Annotated in this window: 18 protein-coding genes; 10 read left to right on the forward strand and 8 right to left on the reverse strand. The window is 55.3% G+C overall.

The genetic code is table 11. The features are described from left to right. Positions 1–12 precede the first annotated feature (12 nt). From AC4PCC_RS07470 to AC4PCC_RS07480, 3 genes are all read right to left on the reverse strand, one after another. Entirely contained in the window at positions 13–564 is a 552-nt protein-coding gene (locus AC4PCC_RS07470; RefSeq protein WP_492126928.1) for a fimbrial protein, read from the reverse strand. A 361-nt stretch (positions 565–925) separates the two neighbouring features. Next, complete coding sequence (locus AC4PCC_RS07475; RefSeq protein WP_492126929.1) at positions 926–1,378, reverse strand: YqeJ family protein; 453 nt, start codon at positions 1,376–1,378, stop codon at positions 926–928. Next, positions 1,375–2,220, reverse strand: a complete 846-nt coding sequence (locus AC4PCC_RS07480; RefSeq protein WP_492126930.1) for a winged helix-turn-helix domain-containing protein — start codon at positions 2,218–2,220, stop codon at positions 1,375–1,377. The genes AC4PCC_RS07475 and AC4PCC_RS07480 overlap by 4 nt, the downstream gene beginning before the upstream one ends. A gap of 853 nt (positions 2,221–3,073) precedes the next feature. Here AC4PCC_RS07480 and citC point away from each other — a divergent pair. From citC to AC4PCC_RS07515, 7 genes are read left to right on the forward strand one after another with little or no spacing between them, the layout of a single operon-like run. Beyond that, a complete protein-coding gene (gene citC, locus AC4PCC_RS07485) occupies positions 3,074–4,135 on the forward strand; it encodes a [citrate (pro-3S)-lyase] ligase (RefSeq protein WP_492126931.1) in 1,062 nt (353 codons plus the stop codon). Continuing rightward, positions 4,132–4,437, forward strand: a complete 306-nt coding sequence (gene citD, locus AC4PCC_RS07490) for a citrate lyase acyl carrier protein (protein ID WP_492126932.1) — start codon at positions 4,132–4,134, stop codon at positions 4,435–4,437. The genes citC and citD overlap by 4 nt, the downstream gene beginning before the upstream one ends. After that, positions 4,424–5,341, forward strand: a complete 918-nt coding sequence (locus AC4PCC_RS07495) for an aldolase/citrate lyase family protein (protein ID WP_492126933.1) — start codon at positions 4,424–4,426, stop codon at positions 5,339–5,341. The genes citD and AC4PCC_RS07495 overlap by 14 nt, the downstream gene beginning before the upstream one ends. Positions 5,342–5,385: 44 nt before the next feature. After that, positions 5,386–6,843: a citrate lyase subunit alpha gene (citF, locus tag AC4PCC_RS07500; protein ID WP_492127467.1), complete on the forward strand. Its 1,458-nt coding sequence runs from the start codon at positions 5,386–5,388 to the stop codon at positions 6,841–6,843. Continuing rightward, complete coding sequence (gene citX, locus AC4PCC_RS07505; RefSeq protein ID WP_492126934.1) at positions 6,833–7,393, forward strand: citrate lyase holo-[acyl-carrier protein] synthase; 561 nt, start codon at positions 6,833–6,835, stop codon at positions 7,391–7,393. The genes citF and citX overlap by 11 nt, the downstream gene beginning before the upstream one ends. Further along, the gene (citG, locus tag AC4PCC_RS07510; RefSeq protein ID WP_492126935.1) at positions 7,374–8,366 is read left to right on the forward strand and encodes a triphosphoribosyl-dephospho-CoA synthase CitG; all 993 of its coding nucleotides are present in this window, start codon (positions 7,374–7,376) and stop codon (positions 8,364–8,366) included. Before citX ends, citG begins: the two co-directional genes overlap by 20 nt. A gap of 32 nt (positions 8,367–8,398) precedes the next feature. After that, on the forward strand, positions 8,399–9,859 hold the full coding sequence (locus tag AC4PCC_RS07515) for an anion permease (RefSeq protein ID WP_345828094.1): 1,461 nt from the start codon (positions 8,399–8,401) through the stop codon (positions 9,857–9,859). A 106-nt stretch (positions 9,860–9,965) separates the two neighbouring features. Here the strand turns inward: AC4PCC_RS07515 and AC4PCC_RS07520 are convergent, their stop codons facing one another. From AC4PCC_RS07520 to AC4PCC_RS07535, 4 genes are read right to left on the reverse strand one after another with little or no spacing between them, the layout of a single operon-like run. Beyond that, entirely contained in the window at positions 9,966–10,802 is an 837-nt protein-coding gene (locus tag AC4PCC_RS07520; protein ID WP_492126936.1) for a metal ABC transporter permease, read from the reverse strand. After that, complete coding sequence (gene sitC, locus AC4PCC_RS07525; protein ID WP_492126937.1) at positions 10,799–11,653, reverse strand: iron/manganese ABC transporter permease subunit SitC; 855 nt, start codon at positions 11,651–11,653, stop codon at positions 10,799–10,801. Before sitC ends, AC4PCC_RS07520 begins: the two co-directional genes overlap by 4 nt. Beyond that, on the reverse strand, positions 11,653–12,459 hold the full coding sequence (locus AC4PCC_RS07530; RefSeq protein ID WP_492126938.1) for a manganese/iron ABC transporter ATP-binding protein: 807 nt from the start codon (positions 12,457–12,459) through the stop codon (positions 11,653–11,655). The genes sitC and AC4PCC_RS07530 overlap by 1 nt, the downstream gene beginning before the upstream one ends. Beyond that, the gene (locus tag AC4PCC_RS07535; protein ID WP_345828089.1) at positions 12,456–13,367 is read right to left on the reverse strand and encodes a metal ABC transporter substrate-binding protein; all 912 of its coding nucleotides are present in this window, start codon (positions 13,365–13,367) and stop codon (positions 12,456–12,458) included. Before AC4PCC_RS07535 ends, AC4PCC_RS07530 begins: the two co-directional genes overlap by 4 nt. Positions 13,368–13,614: 247 nt before the next feature. On the opposite strand from AC4PCC_RS07535, the gene katG reads away from it, so the two are divergent. After that, the gene (gene katG, locus AC4PCC_RS07540) at positions 13,615–15,825 is read left to right on the forward strand and encodes a catalase/peroxidase HPI (protein WP_492126939.1); all 2,211 of its coding nucleotides are present in this window, start codon (positions 13,615–13,617) and stop codon (positions 15,823–15,825) included. A 240-nt stretch (positions 15,826–16,065) separates the two neighbouring features. Continuing rightward, positions 16,066–16,605: a DUF2058 domain-containing protein gene (locus AC4PCC_RS07545; RefSeq protein ID WP_067707458.1), complete on the forward strand. Its 540-nt coding sequence runs from the start codon at positions 16,066–16,068 to the stop codon at positions 16,603–16,605. Positions 16,606–16,715: 110 nt separating this feature from the next. On the opposite strand, the gene AC4PCC_RS07550 is transcribed toward AC4PCC_RS07545, so the two are convergent. Next, positions 16,716–17,411: an RluA family pseudouridine synthase gene (locus AC4PCC_RS07550; protein WP_492126940.1), complete on the reverse strand. Its 696-nt coding sequence runs from the start codon at positions 17,409–17,411 to the stop codon at positions 16,716–16,718. Positions 17,412–17,543: 132 nt separating this feature from the next. Here AC4PCC_RS07550 and AC4PCC_RS07555 point away from each other — a divergent pair, with 132 nt between their 5' ends. Continuing rightward, positions 17,544–19,346 carry a DNA/RNA non-specific endonuclease gene (locus AC4PCC_RS07555; RefSeq protein ID WP_492126941.1) on the forward strand — a complete coding sequence of 601 codons (1,803 nt, stop codon included), beginning with the start codon at positions 17,544–17,546 and terminating at the stop codon, positions 19,344–19,346. Positions 19,347–19,398 lie beyond the last annotated feature (52 nt).

Here is a 19,398-nt window from a genome sequence, read left to right on the forward strand (position 1 = left end):
GGGCAATAAGGTTTATGGATAGCTAATTGCGTACTGCACGCTGCTCAATACTGACCCTGCTGAAACATTCCCTGCATCAGTATAATATTCCACGGAATAATCCTGGGAAGTGCTGGTCGCTCCTTCGGCAAGTTTCATTCCCGACACCTTTGCCTGGCCCGATGAGAGATCAATCACTTTATCGCTGGAATCTAACAGGCGCAGATCAACATTTTCAGCCGTGCCGGTATTTCCAAGATTACCATTAGTGGAAATATTGTTTCCCTGGAAGAGGACGTTAATATCCTGACTGCCGGAGGCAGGGGCGGGGCAGCCTGAGACATTAATAGTGAAGCTGGTTTTACCCGCGGTGGCTTTTGCAGTGCTTAGCTGACCTGTTGACACGGTCGGCAGTAAAACCACCGGGCTGCCTGATGCACCATTAACGTCAACATTACAGGTCTGGGCATTGACTTCACCCTGGAAGCGAATAGTATTTTGTGATGCCGCCTGCACATTGCCTGAAATTACCCCTGTAACACAGGTGGTAAGCGCTAAATATAATGATACTGAACTGTTTTTCATTAAATTCCCCTTGATTGAGTAGGCTGCTGAAAGTGAGGAGGTTCAGCTCTCTTATCAGCGGAGGGAATGTTAACACCTCGATTTTTTTTATCGTCTGAAGTAATTTGAATCTATCTCATATGAGAGGTGATGAGTAAGGTTAAAGCCTTTTTCACGATGTGAAATTCATATATAACAATAACTTAACTCATTTCTCTGGCGTAAGGGATGCGGCGGGGTAGATTTGTAGCGGATTGGCGATCGTATCTGTCTTTCGGCTGTTTCATGGGTGTTATAATAAAGCGCAATACTGAGGTAGCGACCTGAACGACAGGAAGATATAACCCGCCTTCATCCTGTCGTTCAGATTTTATATAAATCGCTACTTTTCGCAGATAAAGAGTGGCACAGGATTTGAGTAAAAAAGCCAGGTATCTATTCCCGTTCTCTTTATGGTTAAGGGAAGCTTCCCGCCCTTTTTGACAAAGAACTCCGGAAACCACTTTTTTTCTTCCTCGCCTTTTATCTCATTCATTGGTGAGTTTTGAATAAGCGTTGACTGCGCGATAAGGATGTTATTTTCCTCATGATAGTCAAATTGAATGACCTTACTGACATTGATGCGGGACTCTTTTCCCTCATAAAGGGCACCGGAAAGGGTGAGCAGCCCTTTCCCATCATTCATTTTCTGACCGATGGTAAGAGAGAGCTTATCATCACCCTTAAAATAATTAATGTTGCCTACGCAGCTGATCTCACTGTCCTCACAGAACCTGTAAAAAAATAATTCACCTATTGCAATCATAATAAGAACAAAGGTCAGAGTCTTCCTCACAGGGGGTTACCTATATAGTAATAAGAAATGCAGTTAGGTCTGAGGAAGGGACCTATCTCTTTTTCGCACTGTATCACTGACATTCTGGTTCCTCCCGGAAATAGCGTGACGTAGACATATTTTCGTTCATCACATCTTATTTTCTTTTTTATCACCGCTTGCATAGTGATGTCATCATCCGCCATATTATTGCTGTAAAACGCGCAGCCATTAAAATCGAATCTCTTCACGTAATCCACGCTGTAAGTGATAAAATAAAGACAGGGTGTCAACACGATGGCGGCAAAGGCCACGCCATAAGCGATCCAGAAGAGAGCGTTATTTATTGTCAGTCTGATACGCTCAGGCTGCGAATATGTTCCGACGGGGGCTTCTGAAGCGTGATTTTCCTCAGTGGCAAGGGGAAGCTCCTCGGGAAAAATGGTGACGTTTTCATTGCCCTCATTCTCTGCCTGCCTGGGGGCGGGATCATTTTCACCCTCATCACCAGCTGAAGAAGGCTCATTCTGTAACTCGGTGCGGGTAATTTCTACCTTTCCTGAGAGCATAAATCCGCGCCGGGGAACGGTGCGAATAAAGTCCTCACTATTACCGCAGGTTAACAGCGCTTTTCTGAGCATTGAAATGCTTTGATACAGCGCATTGGGACTGACTTCCATGCCAAACCTTCTCCAGGCAAAGTCATAAAAAGCCTCATGCTCTATCACCTTCCCCTGATTTTCAATGAGCAACTCCAGACAATATACGGAGGATGACTGGATTTTTAATTCTTTGCCACCGCCGCGCATAACTCTTCTGCCGGGTTCAAATTCAACTTCCCCTCCTATGGAAAACTTTCTCATCGGGACTTCTCCGTGATGTAAGATCAGAAATTGATAAGTTTCATTAAATATTAAGGTTTGCTTTCAAAGCCGCTTTATGCTTAGAGGGCGCTGTACTGTATTTCATTGGTTGAGTTATCTCAGTTTTGTTTCTTTAGTGTTTATCTGCAATCTGCAAGCGAATAACGACCCAATAGTGAGACCTCGGCAGTGATTAATAAATTATACCGTTTTCTTAAGCTTAATAAGTTATAAAAACTAAGAAAATTGCTAAATTGTATGAATGCAGGGGGGGCTGCGGGAAGTGTCCCTGGCGGGATGCGTGATTTCTTTTAGGGTTATGCACCTGCATCGCCCTGAATCTAACAGAGAGACTGAATATTCCCGTCGTACCGCGGCCGATGGAGCCCTCGTGTCTGCGCCTGTCAATTGCTGGTTTAGTATACAGTTACACCCGCTTTCCAGAGGAGACTATCGACCCTTGTGGTCATTGACGAGGAGGGGGGAAACGAAACGGCACATACCCATTAAAGATAAGATTTGCGCTCAGTACCTTCTCATGGTGCTTACCCCGAAAGGGTAAAATAACTATGCATGTTTAAATTTTATATTCAATGTGCAAATGTGGTTAATACGGCGTTCATTTTGGTTGTTTAATTATAATAAAATCAGGGGTGGCTGTGATATTTCCTTCGGGTATGCGAGATTAAATGCGAAGTGTGAATTTGATCACCAAAGAAAATTTATAATTGTTTACTATTCCTGATGTTTAATTTTACAAAATTGTTTTTCCTGTATTACCTTCTTAATTATTCCTGGAGATGGGAATTTATTATTTATTACGGGGTGTAGTAAAATTATTATGGATAGTCATGTGGTATTTAATCGGGTATACCGGACTGACGAACGCACCATTTCGGCAATAAAAACTTTCCTGCGTGAAAGCGATCTGAGCATCGACAGGACCATCAGGGTGTTTGTGACCGCCACGCAGGCGGGCAGGCTGGTGGCCTGCGGCGGCATCGCTGACAATATCATTAAGTGTGTCGCCGTCTCACCAGAATTACGTGGTGAAGGGCTGGGGCTGAGCCTCGCTACTGAGCTGGTTAACCTGGCCTGGGAGATGAACCAGACCCAGCTATTTCTCTGTACCAGCACGCAAAATGAGTCTTTGTTTCGGCAGTGTGGATTCTACCCTGTCGCCCGCGTACCCGGGGTGATGGTACTGATGGAAAACAGTCCCTGTCGGCTGGCCCGGTATGCTGCGCGGCTTGCGCATCTGCGAAAACCCGGTAAGAAAATTGGCGCTATTGTGATGAACGCCAACCCTTTCACCCGTGGGCATCAGTATCTGGTGCAGCAGGCGGCGGCGGCCTGTAACTGGTTACATCTGTTTCTGGTCAGAGAAGATACCTCCCGCTTTCGCTATCAGGACAGGTTTGATCTGGTTGTGGCCGGAACGCGTGGTATACCCAATCTGACAATCCATGAGGGCTCACAATATATTATTTCACGGGCTACATTCCCCTGCTATTTCATTAAAGAAAAAGGCATCGTCGATAATTGCTATACCGAGATCGACTTAAAAATATTCCGGCAGTCTCTGGCTCCCGCCCTGGGCATCACTCATCGTTTTGTGGGGAGTGAACCTTTTTGTGCCGTGACGGAAAAGTATAACCGCGATATGCATTACTGGCTAAAGACGCCTTTATTAACGGCACCGCCCATAGAACTGGTTGAAATTGAACGGCTGAAATATAAAGGGACGCCCATCTCGGCCTCATGGGTAAGGAAACTGCTGCCCGCCGGTGATATGCAGGCTATTTCACCGCTGGTGCCGGAAGCAACACAACACTATTTAGAACGCCTGCTGGCAAAAGGTCATAAAACAGCAGCGGCGCAAAACAGAAAGCCAGATAATCAGAGGACGGAATGAAAATAATCAGGGAAGCGATGGCCGGAACGCTTGAGTCCAGCGATGTGATGGTCCGCATCGCGCCTGCGGAGGGGGCACAGCACGATTTACTGATTGCCAGCAGCGTGGAAAAGCAGTTTGGCGAAGCCATTCGACAGACGCTGCTTCAGCTGCTGACGCGCTATCGGGTTGAGCCGGTGCAGGTGATAGTTGATGATAAAGGTGCGCTGGACTGTGTGATCCGTGCGCGAATGGAAACGGCGCTGATGCGCGCCAGCGGGCTTGAAGCCCTCCCGTGGGAGGTGAGTCATGATGACGCTTAAGCCACGTGTCCGGCGAAGTATGCTGTTTGTTCCCGGTGCCAACGCCGCCATGATTAGCAATGCCTTTATCTATCAGGCAGATGCGCTGATGTTCGACCTGGAAGACTCCGTTATTCTTCGTGAGAAGGATGCCGCACGCCGGCTGGTTTACCATGCGTTGCAGCATCCCCTCTACCAGCAGGTGGAAACCCTCGTTCGGGTAAATGGCCTGGATAGTCCTTATGGCCTGGCGGACTTACAGGCCGTGGTGCGGGGAGGGGCTGATATCGTGCGCCTGCCAAAAACCGATCGTGCTCAGGATGTGCTGGATATGGCGCAGGCCATCGGCGCCATTGAAACCGCCTGCGGGCGTCAGCAGGGCAGCACGGGCCTGCTGGCGGCGATTGAATCCGCAGAGGGGATAACCAACGCGGTGGAGATAGCACAGGCATCACCGCGATTAATGGGCCTCGCGCTTGGCGCGGAGGATTACGTCAGGGATCTACGAACCGAACGTTCGCCTGAAGGCACTGAGCTGCTGTTCGCTCGCTGCACCATCCTCCAGGCTGCCCGCGCAGCCGGTATCCAGGCCTTTGATACGGTCTACTCTGACGCCAGCAATGATGCGGGCTTCCTGCGCGAAGCCGCGCTAATTAAGCAGCTGGGTTTCGATGGGAAATCCCTGATTAATCCCCGGCAGATCGCGCTGCTCCACAACCTCTACGCGCCTACCGCCCGCGAAGCTGACCATGCACAGCAGGTTATAGACGCCGCCGCCGCCGCAGAGCGGGAAGGGCGGGGCGTGGTTTCGCTTAATGGCAAAATGGTCGACAGCCCGGTGATTGAACGCGCCCGGCTGGTGCTGGAGAGAGCAGCGCTTTCCGGGCTGCATCAGGAAGAGAGCGACAGTAAGGAGACCCGATGAACCGAGAACAACGTTTGATGACTTTGCCTTCACGGCCAGAAGTTATGCTTTTCCAGGATGCGGTAAAAGCAGAGCAGCGGGCAATAAAACCTGCCGACCTGAAGCGCTGCGCATCTCTCCAGGAATCTGTCCGTCGCAGTGGATTGCAGGATGGCATGACCCTCTCTTTTCATCACGCCTACCGCAATGGCGATCTTGCGCTTAACCAGGTGATGGAGACGCTGGCGGAGATGGGGCTGCGCAATCTGACCCTGGCCTCCAGCTCGCTCAGCGACTGTCATGCGCCACTGATCGCGCATATTCGCAGCGGTGTGGTGAGCCGCATCTACACGTCAGGCCTGCGTGGCCCGCTGGCGGAGGCGATATCGCGGGGTCTGCTACGCGAGCCGGTACAGATCCATTCGCACGGCGGGCGGGTCAATCTGATCGCGTCTGGCGAGCTGCATATTGATGTCGCTTTCCTGGCGGTGCCGGGCTGTGATGAATACGGCAATGCGAATGGCTACAGCGGTGAGGCCTGCTGCGGCTCGCTCGGTTATGCCCAGGTTGATGCGCAGTTCGCGGACAGGGTGGTATTGCTCACCGAAGCGATACTGCCTTATCCGCATTATCCTGCCAGCCTGGCCCAGGATCGGGTTGACCTGATTGTCCGTCTGGCGCGGGTGGGGGATGCCGACAAAATTGGGGCCGATACCACGCGCATCACCTCCAATCCGCGTGAGCTACTGATTGCACGACGTGCGGCAGAGGTGATTGCGGCATCCGGCTCTCTTATTGAGGGTTTCTCTTTGCAAACCGGCAGCGGCGGTGCTTCGCTGGCGGTCACCCGTTTTCTGGCTGATAAAATGCGCGCGCGCGGGATCCACGCGGCCTTTGCGCTGGGAGGCATCAGTTCAGCCATGGTGGAACTGCATGAGCAGGGACTGATCCGCAGCCTGCTGGACGTGCAAAGCTTTGACCGTAAGGCCGCGATGTCGCTGGCCCGCAACCCGGGTCACATTGAAATCAGTGCCAGCCAGTACGCTGACTTTTACTCCAAAGGGGCGGTGGTCGATCGGCTTGACGTGGTGGTGCTCAGCGCGCTGGAGATTGATACGGGCTTTAACGTTAACGTCCTCACCGGCTCAGACGGTGTGATCCGTGGCGCTTCCGGCGGCCACTGCGATACCGCCGCCGCCGCGAAGCTGGCGATCGTTGTTGCTCCGCTGGTGCGCGGGCGTATGCCTACCGTGGTGGAGGCGGTAACGACCTGCATTACGCCGGGTTCGGGCATTGATATCCTGGTCACCGACCATGGCACGGCGGTTAACCCTTCCCGCCCGGCGCTGGCGCAGCGCTTACGCGATCGGGGCATTGAGCTGGTCACTATCCAGTGGCTTTATGAGCGGGCAAGGCTGCTGACGGGCGATCCGCAGCCTGTCGCGTTTACCGACAATGTGGTAGCGGTCGTGCGCTACCGCGATGGCTCGGTGATTGATGTGGTGCATCAAATTGCTGAATAACGTCGGGCAGGCAACGATCCCGGCACAGGCTACCGGGCGCGCCATCAGCCTGACGGAACTGCTCGCCAGCCGCGATAACCGCCAGGCGCGTCAGCAGCAGTGGCTGAAGCAGCATCCGGTCACGCTGCTGGTGCTGACCGTCGTGATGCCCGGCCCGATTAAAGACAGCGCGCTGACGCGCCGGATATTCAACGCCGGCTGGACGCAGATCCAGCAGGCGGGTCAGCCGCTGGCAGGGCATTTTTTACGGGCAGCAGCGTTTGCGCTGGCGACGGGCTGCGAGGGGTTTTGGTCGATACAGGCTGATGCGAAAGAGGTGAAACAATGGGCGGTGGCGCGGGAGTCGGACTCTCCTGTCGGACGACTCTGGGACATTGATGTCCTGACCGCTGACGGATGCATTCTGTCACGACGGGCCAGCCAGCTGGCTGAACGTCGGTGCCTGTTGTGCTCGCTGCCCGCCAGCGTCTGTGCCAGGCAGCGGACGCACAGCCAGGCTGAACTTCTGGCAGAGATAATCAGGCGGGCAGATGCAGCCTTTACTCTCTGATAATCCGGGCATCGTTGACGCGTTACCGCAGCCTGAGCTGCTGGCTACGGATGCGAGGGGCAGCCCCCCGGATCCCGCTCAGTTTGCTGCCGATGCCGTGCGGGCATTACTGGCAGAGGTGACGCTTACGCCTAAGCCCGGTCTGGTTGACTGCCGCAACAGCGGTGCGCATCGCGATATGGATATCGGCACGTTCCGGCGCAGCGCCGCCGCGATTGGCGCATGGTTTCCCGTTTTCATTAACCAGGGCCGGGAAGATGCCATGCTGCCTGAAGAGCAGCTACTGGCGCGCCTGCGGCCGGTGGGAATGGCGTGTGAAACGCATATGTTCCAGGCTACGGGCGGGGTGAATACCCACAAGGGGACGATTTTTTCACTGGCGCTGCTGTGCTCGGTATTTGGACGGCTTTATCAGCAGCGGCGCCCGGTGACGGCTCCGGCGCTGTGTGCCGGAGTGGCAGCCATCTGTCAGGGGCTGGTGTCCCGGGAGCTGGAACATAACAACCCCGGACAAACGGCAGGCCAGCGCCTGTTTGCGGCCTGCGGGCTACGCGGTGCGCGGGGCGAGGCCGAAGCCGGATTTCCGCTGGTGATGCATGGCGCGCTACCCCTGCTGCGCCAGCGCAGAGAGAACGGCTGGGATGAGCAGGCCGCGCTCACGGACTGCCTGCTGTGGCTGATGGCGCATAACGCGGATACCAACGTGGTGTCTCGCGGAGGCATGACCGGGCTGCGCTGGCTACAACAGGCGTCGTCGGCGCTGCTGTCACAAAGAGAGAGCGGTCATGCGCAGACAGGCAGAGGAAAGCATTGTCATACGCAGGCAGGCAGAGGAAAGCATTGCCATGCGCACGCAGCCACCAGAGCGTTAGAAAAATTCGACGATGCCTGCATCGCCCGTCATCTCAGTCCCGGCGGGAGCGCAGATTTACTGATAGTGAGCTGGCTGCTGGCCCGTTTGCCGCAGTGTTGATGACCCCGGAGGGTCGCCTAAGGAGAGGCTAAATGTCTGAGTTAACATCGAAAATAATGAAATCCCTGGCACCGCTGGTGGTGCTGGCCGCAATTTTACTGCTACCTGTCCCCTCGGGAATGCCCCCCCAGGCCTGGTATTTTTTCGCCATCTTCGTTGCCATGATCGTCGGGATGATCCTGGAGCCTGTTCCGGCCACGGCGGTCAGTTTTATTGCGGTGACGGCCAGCGTGCTGGCCGCTGACTGGGTGCTGTTTGACCCGGCGGAGCTGGCCGCACCGGGCTTTAACGCCGGTAAAGAGGCGCTGAAATGGGGGCTGGCGGGGTTTTCAAGCACGACGGTCTGGCTGGTATTCGGTGCGTTTATCTTTGCGCTGGGCTATGAATCTACCGGACTCGGCAGGCGTATTGCCCTGTTTATGGTTAAATTTATGGGCAAACGGACGCTGACGTTGGGCTACGCCGTGGTTATCGTCGATATTCTGCTGGCTCCCTTTACCCCTTCCAACACCGCCCGTACCGGCGGCACCGTCTTTCCGGTGGTCAGAAATCTGCCGCCGCTGTTTGACTCCTTCCCGAACGATCCCTCATCCCGCCGCATTGGCGGCTACCTGATGTGGATGATGGTCGTCGGAACCAGCCTCAGCTCGTCGATGTTTATCACCGGGGCGGCGCCGAACGTGCTGGGCATTGAGTTTGTTAATAAAATCGCCGGGCTGCAAATCAGCTGGATGCAGTGGTTTCTGGCCTTTCTGCCGGTGGGACTGCTGCTGCTGATTGTGGCGCCGCTTATCTCCTGGTATCTCTATAAGCCCGGCGTTACGCACAGCAATGAAGTGGCGGTCTGGGCCGGTGGCGCACTGCGGGAGATGGGCAGGGTGACGCGTAAAGAGTACAGCCTGATCGCGCTGGTGCTGCTCAGCCTGTGCCTGTGGGTCTTTGGCGGAAAAGTGGTGAATGCCACGGCGGTCTGTTTGCTGGCAGTCTCACTGATGCTGGTCTTCCAGGTCGTTGCCTGGAAGGAGATAACCCGCTACGCCAGCGCCTGGAATACGCTGGTCAACCTCGCCACGCTGGTGGTGATGGCCAGTGGCCTGACCCGATCTGGTTTTATCGACTGGTTCGCCACTACCATGAGCACCCATCTGGACGGGTTCTCGCCGGATATGACCATCATCACCTTAGTGCTGGTGTTCTATTTTGCTCATTACCTCTTTGCCAGCCTCTCCGCCCATACGGCGACGCTGTTACCGGTGATTCTGGCGGTAGGTAAAGGTCTTGACGTCCCCATGGAGCAGCTCTCGATGCTGCTGGTCCTCTCCATCGGCCTGATGGGCGTGCTTACGCCCTACGCGACCGGTCCTGGCGTCATCATTTACGGCTGTGGCTATGTGAAGTCGAAAGACTACTGGCGTCTGGGCGGCATTCTCGGCGTGGTTTACATCGCCGCACTGCTGCTGGTGGGCTGGCCGATTCTGCGTCTGTGGTACTAAGTTCCTGCTGCTCCGACGGCAATCCGTGAGCACAACGCTCACCGTGCCCCGTTCCATAAAATGACGTTTAAATGCGCTGCCGCAACGGGCAGCGCTGTCTGAAAACTCAGCACAGAGTCCTGTACCGTTCGCGACGGACCGAGAAGATAAACGCCGCAATAAACAGCATGGCGAACAGGAGCACGATGGTTGGGCCAGGCGCGCTGTCGAGGAAAAAGGCGAGGTAAGTGCCGCTAAAGCACACCGTGACCGATAGCAGCACGGCGCAGATCATTATCGACGAAAAGCGGCGCATCAGCAAAATAGCGATAGCGCCGGGCGCTATCAGCAAGGCGATCGACAGAACAATCCCCACCGCTTTCAGCGTGGCAACGATGGTCAGCGCAATCATACTCAGCAGCCCGTAGTGCAGCAGCGAGGTGTTCAGACCGCAGGCTTTAGCCTGCTGTGGGTCAAAGGCATGCAGCAGCAGATCGCGCCATTTCGTTCCGACAATCAGCGCAATGGCGCAGGCGATGAGGCCGCTTTGCCAGAGATCCTGTGAAGCGATGCCAAGCATATCGCCAAACAAAATATGATCGAGGTGCACCTCAGGCTTCACGGAAATATAGACGATCAGGCCTGCGGCAAACATCCCGGAGAAAACGATGCCCATCACCGTATCCTGCTTAATGCGGCTGTTCTCCTGGAGGTAGCCGGTAGCCAGCGCGCAAAACAGCCCGGCACAAAACGCGCCGATGGCGAGGGGGATGCCGATAATCCAGGCAATGACCACACCGGGAAACACCGCGTGACTCATGGCATCGCCCATCAGTGACCAGCCCTTGATCACCATAAAGCTGGAGAGCAGGGCGCAGGGAATGGCGACAATGACCGCGATGGCCAGCGCCGTGTGCATAAAATCAAACTGTAGTGGACTAAGTAACACTTCTGTCAGGGTCATACTGCCTCCTGCCCGTTGCTAAAACGCCTGCGCCTTGCCAGCAGGCCATGTTTCGGCGCAAAGACGAAAGCGGAAAGAAAGACCAGCGTCTGCGCGACCACGATGATGCCGCCGGTTGCGCCGTCGAGGTAGTAGCTGAGCCAGGCGCCGAAAAAGCTGGTGAGGCTGCCGATAACCACGGCAATAAGCAGCAGCCACTGAAACCGGTCAGTCAGCAGCCATGCCGTCGCGCCGGGCGTGACCACCAGACAGATCACCATAAACGCCCCAACGGTTTGTAGCGCAGCAATGGTACAGGCCGCCAGCAGGGTGAAGAACAGCAGTTTTAAACGGGTGGGGTTCAGGCCGATAGATCGCGCATGGTTTTCATCAAAGAAGGTCACCATCAGATCCTTCCATTTGATCAGCAAAACCAGCAGGGAGGTGAAGCCGATAATTGCCAGCTGGAGAATATCCTCCGGTGCAACGGCCAGAATATTGCCCAGCACGATGGTCTGAATATTCACCGAGGTGGGATTCAGCGAGACCATAAATAAGCCGAGGCCGAAGAATGACGAGAAAATCAGGCCGATAATGGCATCTTCTTTCAGCCGCGACCGCTGGTTCAGAAACAGCATGCTTCCCGCCGCCAGCCCGCCGGAGAGAAATGCCCCCAGCGCGAAGGGCAGACCAAGCATATAGGCGCCCGCCACGCCCGGCACGATTGAGTGCGAAAGGGCATCGCCAATCAGCGACCAGCCCTTTAGCATCAGGTAACAGGAGAGAAAAGCACATACTCCGCCGACCAGCGCCGACACCCACATGGCGTTCAGCATGTACTGATAGTGGAAGGGTTCGGCCAGCCACGCCATCAGCGCACCTCTCCAACGGCCGCCAGATCCTGGGGATTAGGCGGCGGATCGCTGAACACCACCCCGCGCAGCGCGCCGCTAAAGGCGTTTTCCAGGTTTTCCCGGGTAAAGATGGTGGAGGTCGCCCCGCAGGCCAGCACCGTGCCTTTCACGATTGCCGTATGGTCGCAGTAGTCGCTAACCGTGGCGAGGTTATGGGTAGAGACCAACATGGTGCGGCCCTCTGCCCGCAGCTCATGCAGCAGGCTGATAATCTGCCGTTCGGTATTAACGTCAACGCCGGTAAAAGGCTCATCCAGCAGGATCAGCTGGCCGCGCTGGGCAATGGCGCGCGCCAGGAAAACCCGCTTTTTCTGGCCGCCGGAGAGTTCACCGATCTGCCGGTGACGAAAGTCGGACATGCCCACTCTTTCCAGCGCCGCATCCACCAGGCGTTTATCTTCCGCGCGGGCAATACGCAGCATGCCCATATGACCGTAGCGGCCCATCATTACCACGTCCTCCACCAGCACCGGAAACGACCAGTCCACCTCTTCGGACTGCGGCACGTAGGAGACAAGATTGCTTTTCAGCGCGCGTTTGCCCGGCATTCCCAGCAGCGTAATTGACCCGCCGGAGAGCGGCACAAAGCCCATAATAGCCTTGAACAATGTGGATTTACCCGAGCCGTTAATGCCCAGCAGCGCCGTGATACTGGCGGACGGAACCGCCAGGGTTGCAGCGCGAAGGGCGGTATGACCGTTGCGGTAGGTCACCGTCAGGTCGTCAACCCGTATGCCGCTTTGAAGAGCCGGGCGCGGATTCATTTCGCTAAACCCTCAGTGATGCCTTTAACAATGGTGTCGCTGGTCACGCGCAGCAAATCGAGATAGGTCGGCACCGGGCCGTCGGCGGTACTGAGTGAGTCGACATAAAGCACGCCGCCGTAGTGGCTGCCCGTTTCACGTGCCACCTGACGGGCAGCCTTATCGGAAACGGTACTTTCACTGAACACCGCCGGGATATGCTGCTGCTTAACGACGTCAATCACCTTCCGCACCTGCTGCGGCGTTCCCTGCCGATCGGCATTTATCGGCCACAGGTATAGCTCTTTCAGCCCAAAGTCACGGGTCAGATAGGAGAAGGCGCCTTCGCTGGTTACCAGCCAGCGCTTATCTGCCGGGATCTTCGCCAGCGCCTGCTGAACCGGAGCGACGGTGGCGCGAATTTTTTGCTTATAGGCGGCGGCGTTCTGGCGATAAATCTCCGCGTTATCAGGATCGTATTTCACCAGCGCATCACGGATATTATCGACGTAGATCAGCCCATTTTCCGGCGACATCCACGCATGGGGGTTAGGTTTGCCGCTGTAGGGGCCTTCGCTGATACCCATGGGCTGAATGCCATCGGACACCACCACCTCCGGCACGCCAGCGAGATGGCGATAAAAGCGTTTAAACCACAATTCCAGATTCAGGCCGTTAGCGAGGATCAACTGAGCGCCCAGGGCGCGTTTAATATCACCCGGAGTGGGCTGGTATTCGTGGATCTCTGCACCCGGTTTGGTAATGGAGGCCACATCGGCGGCGTCACCGGCAACGTTTTTCGCCATATCCGCAATGATGGTGAAGGTGGTGATGACTTTAAACTTCTCCTGCGCGGCGGCAGGCGTGAGCGACAGAAAGGTCGCCAGCAGGGCGCAAATCCCTGATTTCAACCACGGAGCAAACGGCATAAAAATCCCCCAGAAGGCTTATAAAAACAGCATAATTAGCATTTGCTATAATGTATAGCACAGGCTATAACTCGGGGCGAACAGTTTTTTCCATGAGGGGCACGCCAGGTTAGAAGCGGGCAGGGAAAGCTGAAGCCGCCCAAAAATTCCGAAGGGAAGCTCTATCAAATACATAGGGTATTTCAGATGTGACTGCGTTATTTCCGCGTATAGAGTAGCGACAAGAATACATAAAAGGGGTGTGAGCATGAGCAGTTCTATTGATGAAGCAGCAAAAGACGCAAAACCGATTGTGGAAGCAGACAGAGAAGCCGACATTAGCAAATGTCCGTTCCATGCAGGAAACTCAAATAAAACGGCGGGTGGCGGTACCAGCAATCGTGACTGGTGGCCCAATCAGCTCAGAGTCGATCTGCTGAATCAGCACTCAGCCCGCTCTAACCCCCTGGATGAATCCTTTGATTATCGTAAAGAATTTGCCAAATTAGATTACGCTGCACTTAAAGCCGATCTCAAAGCGCTGCTGACTGAATCACAATCCTGGTGGCCTGCCGACTGGGGCAGCTACATTGGCCTTTTTATCCGTATGGCATGGCACAGCGCAGGCACCTACCGTGCGATTGACGGGCGAGGCGGTTCAGGTCGCGGACAGCAGCGTTTCGCTCCCCTGAATGCCTGGCCAGACAACGTGAGCCTGGATAAGGCGCGCCGCTTACTGTGGCCGGTTAAACAAAAATATGGCCAGAAAATTTCCTGGGCCGATCTCTATATCCTGGCGGGCAACGTTGCGCTGGAAAACTCTGGTTTCCGTACCTTCGGTTTTGGTGCCGGACGCGAAGACGTCTGGGAGCCGGATATGGATGTGAACTGGGGTGATGAAACCACCTGGCTTGAACACCGCCATCCTGAATCGCTGGCGAGCGCGCCGCTGGGTGCAACGGAAATGGGGCTGATTTACGTTAACCCGGAAGGCCCAGAGCACAGTGGCGATCCTGCGTCGGCGGCTCCGGCTATCCGCGCCACCTTCGGCAATATGGGGATGAACGATGAAGAGATCGTTGCATTAATCGCTGGCGGTCACACGCTGGGTAAAACCCATGGGGCAGCGGCAGCCAGCCATGTTGATGTCGATCCTGAGACCGCGCCTATTGAAGCGCAGGGCCTTGGCTGGGCAAACAGCTATGGCAGCGGCGTCGGTGCGGATGCCATTACCTCCGGTCTGGAAGTTGTCTGGTCACAGACGCCAACCCAGTGGAGTAATTACTTCTTCGAAAACCTGTTTAAATATGAGTGGGTGCAGACGCGCAGCCCGGCTGGTGCTATTCAGTTTGAAGCGGTTGATGCCGGGGATATTATTCCCGATCCTTTCGATACGTCGAAAAAACGCAAGCCGACCATGTTGGTGACCGATCTGACCCTGCGTTTCGATGCGGAATTTGAGAAAATTTCGCGCCGTTTCCATAGCGATCCGCAGGCCTTTAACGAAGCCTTTGCCAGGGCCTGGTATAAACTGACCCACAGGGATATGGGGCCGAAAGCGCGCTATATCGGACCAGAAGTGCCTAAAGAAGACCTGATCTGGCAGGACCCGCTGCCTGCGCCGGTGTATCACCCAACGGTTGCCGACATTGCACAGCTGAAGGAAAAAATTGCGGCTTCCGGCCTCTCCGTTAGTGAGCTAACCTCGGTTGCCTGGGCCTCGGCTTCAACCTTCCGTGGCGGTGACAAACGCGGCGGCGCAAACGGCGCTCGTCTGGCGCTGCTGCCGCAAAGAGAGTGGGAGGTTAACGCCACTGCCGCCCGCGTACTGCCGGTTCTGGAAGCTATTCAGCAGTCATATCCGAAAGCATCCCTGGCGGATATCATTGTTCTGGCAGGCGTCGTGGGCGTAGAAAAAGCCGCGAAGGCGGTCAGCGTAGATGTTGAGGTGCCTTTTACCCCGGGTCGCGTGGATGCCCGTCAGGAACAGACGGATATCGAATCGTTTGAACTGCTCAATCCGGCAGCGGATGGCTTCCGTAACTACCGCCGTACTTTTGGCAAGACCTCAACAGAGGATCTGCTGATCGATAAGGCCCAGCAGCTTACGCTTACCGTGCCTGAATTAACGGTGCTGATCGGTGGATTACGCTCGCTGGGAACAAACTTTGACGGCAGCCAGCACGGCGTCTTCACTGACAAAGTGGGCGAACTTAACGCCGACTTTTTCGTGAACCTGCTGGATATGCGCACGGAATGGAAAGCCACCGACGCCTCCGGTGAACGCTTTGCAGGGCGCGATCGCGTCAGCGGTGAGGTGAAATTTACCGCCACGCGCGCCGATCTGGTGTTTGGCTCCAACGCCGTACTACGCGCCAGCGCCGAGGTTTACGCCAGCGCAGATGCCAAAGAGAAGTTTGTTAAGGACTTTGTGGCGGCATGGACCCGGGTGATGAACCTGGATCGCTTCGACATCTGAAGTCTGTCGGCCCGCTAACGGCTAAAATTGTTGTGCAACAGGCCCGCTTAAGTGCGCTTAAGCGGGCTTTTCTGATCCACAGCAAATAACAACAGCCTGTCCGGACCAGAAAGCAGGTCACACCCGGTGCGAATAAACCCCTCCATACTCCCCCCCTGACGATCCGGTCCGACAGGCTGGTACAGCTCTGAAAGTTACAGGTATAATCCCCTAAATTTTTTTACGGGTTTAGAGACGAAGATGACAAAACTCACCTTACAAGAGCAGATGCTTAAGGCTGGATTAGTGACCAGCAAAAAAATGGCCAAAGTGCAGAAAACGGCTAAAAAATCACGCGTTCAGGCCCGTGAGGCCAGAGAGGCGGTGGAAGAAAATAAAAAGTCACAGCTTGAGCGTGATAAGCAGCTCAATGAACAGCAGAAACAGGCCGCTTTATCGAAAGAGTATAAAGCCCAGGTGAAACAGCTTATTGAAATGAACAGGGTGGTCATTGCAAAAGGCAGCATTGATTTTAACTTTACAGACAATAACCTGATTAAAAAAATAGCCGTTGATAAGACGACGCAAACCCAGCTTATCAATGGTCGCCTGGCCATTGCCCGTCTGGTCGCCGATAACGGTGGCGAAAGCCAGTACGCTATTATCCCGGCGAGCGTGGCCGATAAAATTGCCCAGCGGGATGCGAACAGCATTGTATTAAATAGCGCACTCAGTCAGGAAGAGCAGGACGAAGACGATCCCTACGCCGATTTTAAAGTGCCTGATGATCTGATGTGGTAAGTTTCGGCTAGCGTCTTCACGTTCAGCGCTAGCGGGCAAACGCTTCACGCACCGGCGTTAGCCTGACGCCGGGCTTCTCCGCTCTGGCATCGTAACAGAGATTGTCGCATTCAGAACGGGCAGGGATGTATGGCCTTAATCTCTTCTTCGCTGACAGGATGAACAAAGTGTAATTCACCGGCGTGCAGCATCAGGCGCGGTGTCCCTTCGGTTCCCGGCAGCAGGCGACCACCATACAGATCGCAGCCCAAAATAGGGTGGCCCAGCTGCTGGCAGTGAATGCGCAGTTGATGGGTGCGCCCGGTCTCCGGGGTTAGCTCGACCCGCGTTAATGGCAGCATCCTCTCTTCCAGCCGGTGATAAAAGCGCTCAACGACCCGATAGCGGGAGCGGGCGGGCTTGCCGTGGATGGAGCAGACAGACATCAGCGGGAACAGCGCCGGATCTTTAGCAATCGCAGCATCTATCACCCCTTCGTCATCGTCCAGATGTCCACAGAGCAGTGCGCTGTAGACTTTAGTCACCGTGCGCTGGCTGAACTGATGGCAGAGAGCGGCGTTAATTGCTTTATTACGGGCAATCACCATCAGCCCGGATGTGCCGAAATCGAGGCGGTGGACGAGCGTGCAGCCGGGAAAGGTCTGTACCAGGCGATGATGCACCGAATCGAGATTTTGCGGATTTTTCCCCGAGAGGCTCAGTAGCCCGGCGGGTTTATTTATAAGTACCAGATGCTCGTCCTGATAGAGGGTCTCTATGCTGTCATGGCACGGTGGGGCAATAAACGTATCGAAAATCACAGACATCAGGCCGCCCGGATGGAGAGTGGGAGCGGATAGTAGCGGATTTCCAGCCGGGTGGCGAATCAGATCGCCACTTGTTCCGTCAGAAGTAGCAGCTATGGTTAAAAGGCTTCACACCCTACCATGGAGATGCGAATGAACGAGCAACAGAAAGAACTGATTGCCTCACGGCTGGCGCTAACCTCAGAGCAGCGACAACAGACCCGCACAGCCCTCGCGCAGGGAAATCAGGCCGATCCGGATCGGCGACGCGCGCAGCGCTACGCGTTTCAGCAACGTACCCGGCAGAGCGTGATTGTCGGTAATACTAACGATCTGCTGCCGATTTCATTTTTGCAGCAGGGGCTAACCTCGGCCCGGTCAGTAGGCTTGTTAAGGGAGGATGGGGTACCGAAAGGCAGCGGTTTTCTGACGCATGGCGGTCTTTTTGTCACCAATCACCACTTATTGCCTGACCCGCCAGCGCAGGGCACCATGACGGTACAGTTCGGCTATCGCCAGAGCGAAACGGGCGAAATTATTGCTGGTCGCCTCTATTCACTTGATGCGGAACGCTTCTGGCTGACCAGCCCGACAGCAGAGTTTGACTGCACGCTGATTGCCCTGGGCGACGTCCTGCAGGGCAGCGGCGAAACGCCATTGCCGCTGGCGCTTAACGATCGCAACGATAAACATGCGCTGGGCATCAACCTTAATCTGATCCATCATCCGGTTGGCGCGCCACAGCAGATTACGCTGCGCAACAATATGCTGCTGGCCCGGCACGAACAGTTTCTGCATTACGAGGCCGACAGTGAGGGCGGATCGTCCGGTGCGCCCGTGTTCAACGACGGTTGGCAGTTGGTGGCGCTGCATCATGGGGGAGTTAAAGACAAAGGAAAATGGGTTAACGAAGGGATACGCATCAGCGCGTTGACCGACTGGCTGAAAGGCGAACTGCCGCAGCTTTCTGCTGATATGCAGATACAGCTGATGCAGGCGTTAACCTCTGATGCTACGCCCCAGCGGCCCGCTGCCAGCGCTGCTGCGCCGGACGGAAATTACGGCAATCGTGACGGCTTTCAGGCCGGTTTCCTTGCCGGTACGCATATTGATATGGCAGAGATTATCGCGCCGCGCGTGGCGGAAGTGGCACCCTTACCCGACGGCAGCAAAGGCGCAGAGGCGAGGCTCAACTACCAGCACTTTTCCCTGCTGATGAACGCGCAGCGAAAACTGGCCTTTTTTACCGCCACCAACATCGACGGTGCAAGCTATATCAGTATCGATCGCAGCAGTGGTCAGCCCTCGCTGTTGCCTGAAGCGGACAGCTGGTATCAGGACAGCCGTATCGACAGCCGATATGTCACCGGTCAGGCTTTCTACAGCGAGTTCAGCCGCTGGTTCGATCGGGGCCACCTTACCCGCCGCAGCGATCCCACGTGGGGGAGCGCTGCCGAAGCGGTTCGTGCTAATAAAGACACTTTTCATTTTACCAACTGCTCACCGCAGCATTTTCGCTTTAACCAGAGTCAGCAATACTGGCAGGGGGTTGAGCGCTATATCCTTGAATTTGGCGTGTTGCAGACAAAAAAGCAGATCAGCGTTCTCACCGGCCCGGTTCTCAACGAACAAAGCAGACAGTATGGGGAGTTACAGGTGCCGCTGATGTTCTGGAAGGTTGTCCTGCGCATTGGGCCACAGGGCAATCCGCAGGCCACCGCGCTGCTGGTCAGCCAGGATAAATTACTGGACGAACCGCGCCGGGTGTTGCCGCTGGCGAATCCGGAGGCAGCGCCCAACGTCGATGAATTTCGCGTTTCGGTCAGCTCGCTGGAAACCCTGACCGGGCTTAATTTCAGCGCTTTCCGTGACTGGGACAGCTGGCAGCCGGATGCCGCACTGCTGGCGGAGCCGTTAACGGCGAAACTGATTATGACGTGGCAGGATCTGTTGTAAAGGGCGGCAGGAACGATACCAGCAATCAGGTTGGTGTAATACCAACCTTTAC

It is taken from the genome of Erwinia sp. L03-1, assembly GCF_058686115.1.

What these genes read in the sequence shown, in the direction of transcription:
- AC4PCC_RS07470 (WP_492126928.1), bottom strand. Translation starts at nt 564, where the DNA reads ATGAAAAACAGTTCAGTATCATTATATTTAGCGCTTACCACCTGTGTT.
- AC4PCC_RS07480 (WP_492126930.1), bottom strand. Translation starts at nt 2,220, where the DNA reads ATGAGAAAGTTTTCCATAGGAGGGGAAGTTGAATTTGAACCCGGCAGA.
- citD (WP_492126932.1), top strand. Translation starts at nt 4,132, where the DNA reads ATGAAAATAATCAGGGAAGCGATGGCCGGAACGCTTGAGTCCAGCGAT.
- AC4PCC_RS07495 (WP_492126933.1), top strand. Translation starts at nt 4,424, where the DNA reads ATGATGACGCTTAAGCCACGTGTCCGGCGAAGTATGCTGTTTGTTCCC.
- citF (WP_492127467.1), top strand. Translation starts at nt 5,386, where the DNA reads ATGCTTTTCCAGGATGCGGTAAAAGCAGAGCAGCGGGCAATAAAACCT.
- citG (WP_492126935.1), top strand. Translation starts at nt 7,374, where the DNA reads ATGCAGCCTTTACTCTCTGATAATCCGGGCATCGTTGACGCGTTACCG.
- AC4PCC_RS07515 (WP_345828094.1), top strand. Translation starts at nt 8,399, where the DNA reads ATGTCTGAGTTAACATCGAAAATAATGAAATCCCTGGCACCGCTGGTG.
- AC4PCC_RS07520 (WP_492126936.1), bottom strand. Translation starts at nt 10,802, where the DNA reads ATGACCCTGACAGAAGTGTTACTTAGTCCACTACAGTTTGATTTTATG.
- sitC (WP_492126937.1), bottom strand. Translation starts at nt 11,653, where the DNA reads ATGGCGTGGCTGGCCGAACCCTTCCACTATCAGTACATGCTGAACGCC.
- AC4PCC_RS07530 (WP_492126938.1), bottom strand. Translation starts at nt 12,459, where the DNA reads ATGAATCCGCGCCCGGCTCTTCAAAGCGGCATACGGGTTGACGACCTG.
- AC4PCC_RS07535 (WP_345828089.1), bottom strand. Translation starts at nt 13,367, where the DNA reads ATGCCGTTTGCTCCGTGGTTGAAATCAGGGATTTGCGCCCTGCTGGCG.
- katG (WP_492126939.1), top strand. Translation starts at nt 13,615, where the DNA reads ATGAGCAGTTCTATTGATGAAGCAGCAAAAGACGCAAAACCGATTGTG.
- AC4PCC_RS07545 (WP_067707458.1), top strand. Translation starts at nt 16,066, where the DNA reads ATGACAAAACTCACCTTACAAGAGCAGATGCTTAAGGCTGGATTAGTG.
- AC4PCC_RS07550 (WP_492126940.1), bottom strand. Translation starts at nt 17,411, where the DNA reads ATGTCTGTGATTTTCGATACGTTTATTGCCCCACCGTGCCATGACAGC.
- AC4PCC_RS07555 (WP_492126941.1), top strand. Translation starts at nt 17,544, where the DNA reads ATGAACGAGCAACAGAAAGAACTGATTGCCTCACGGCTGGCGCTAACC.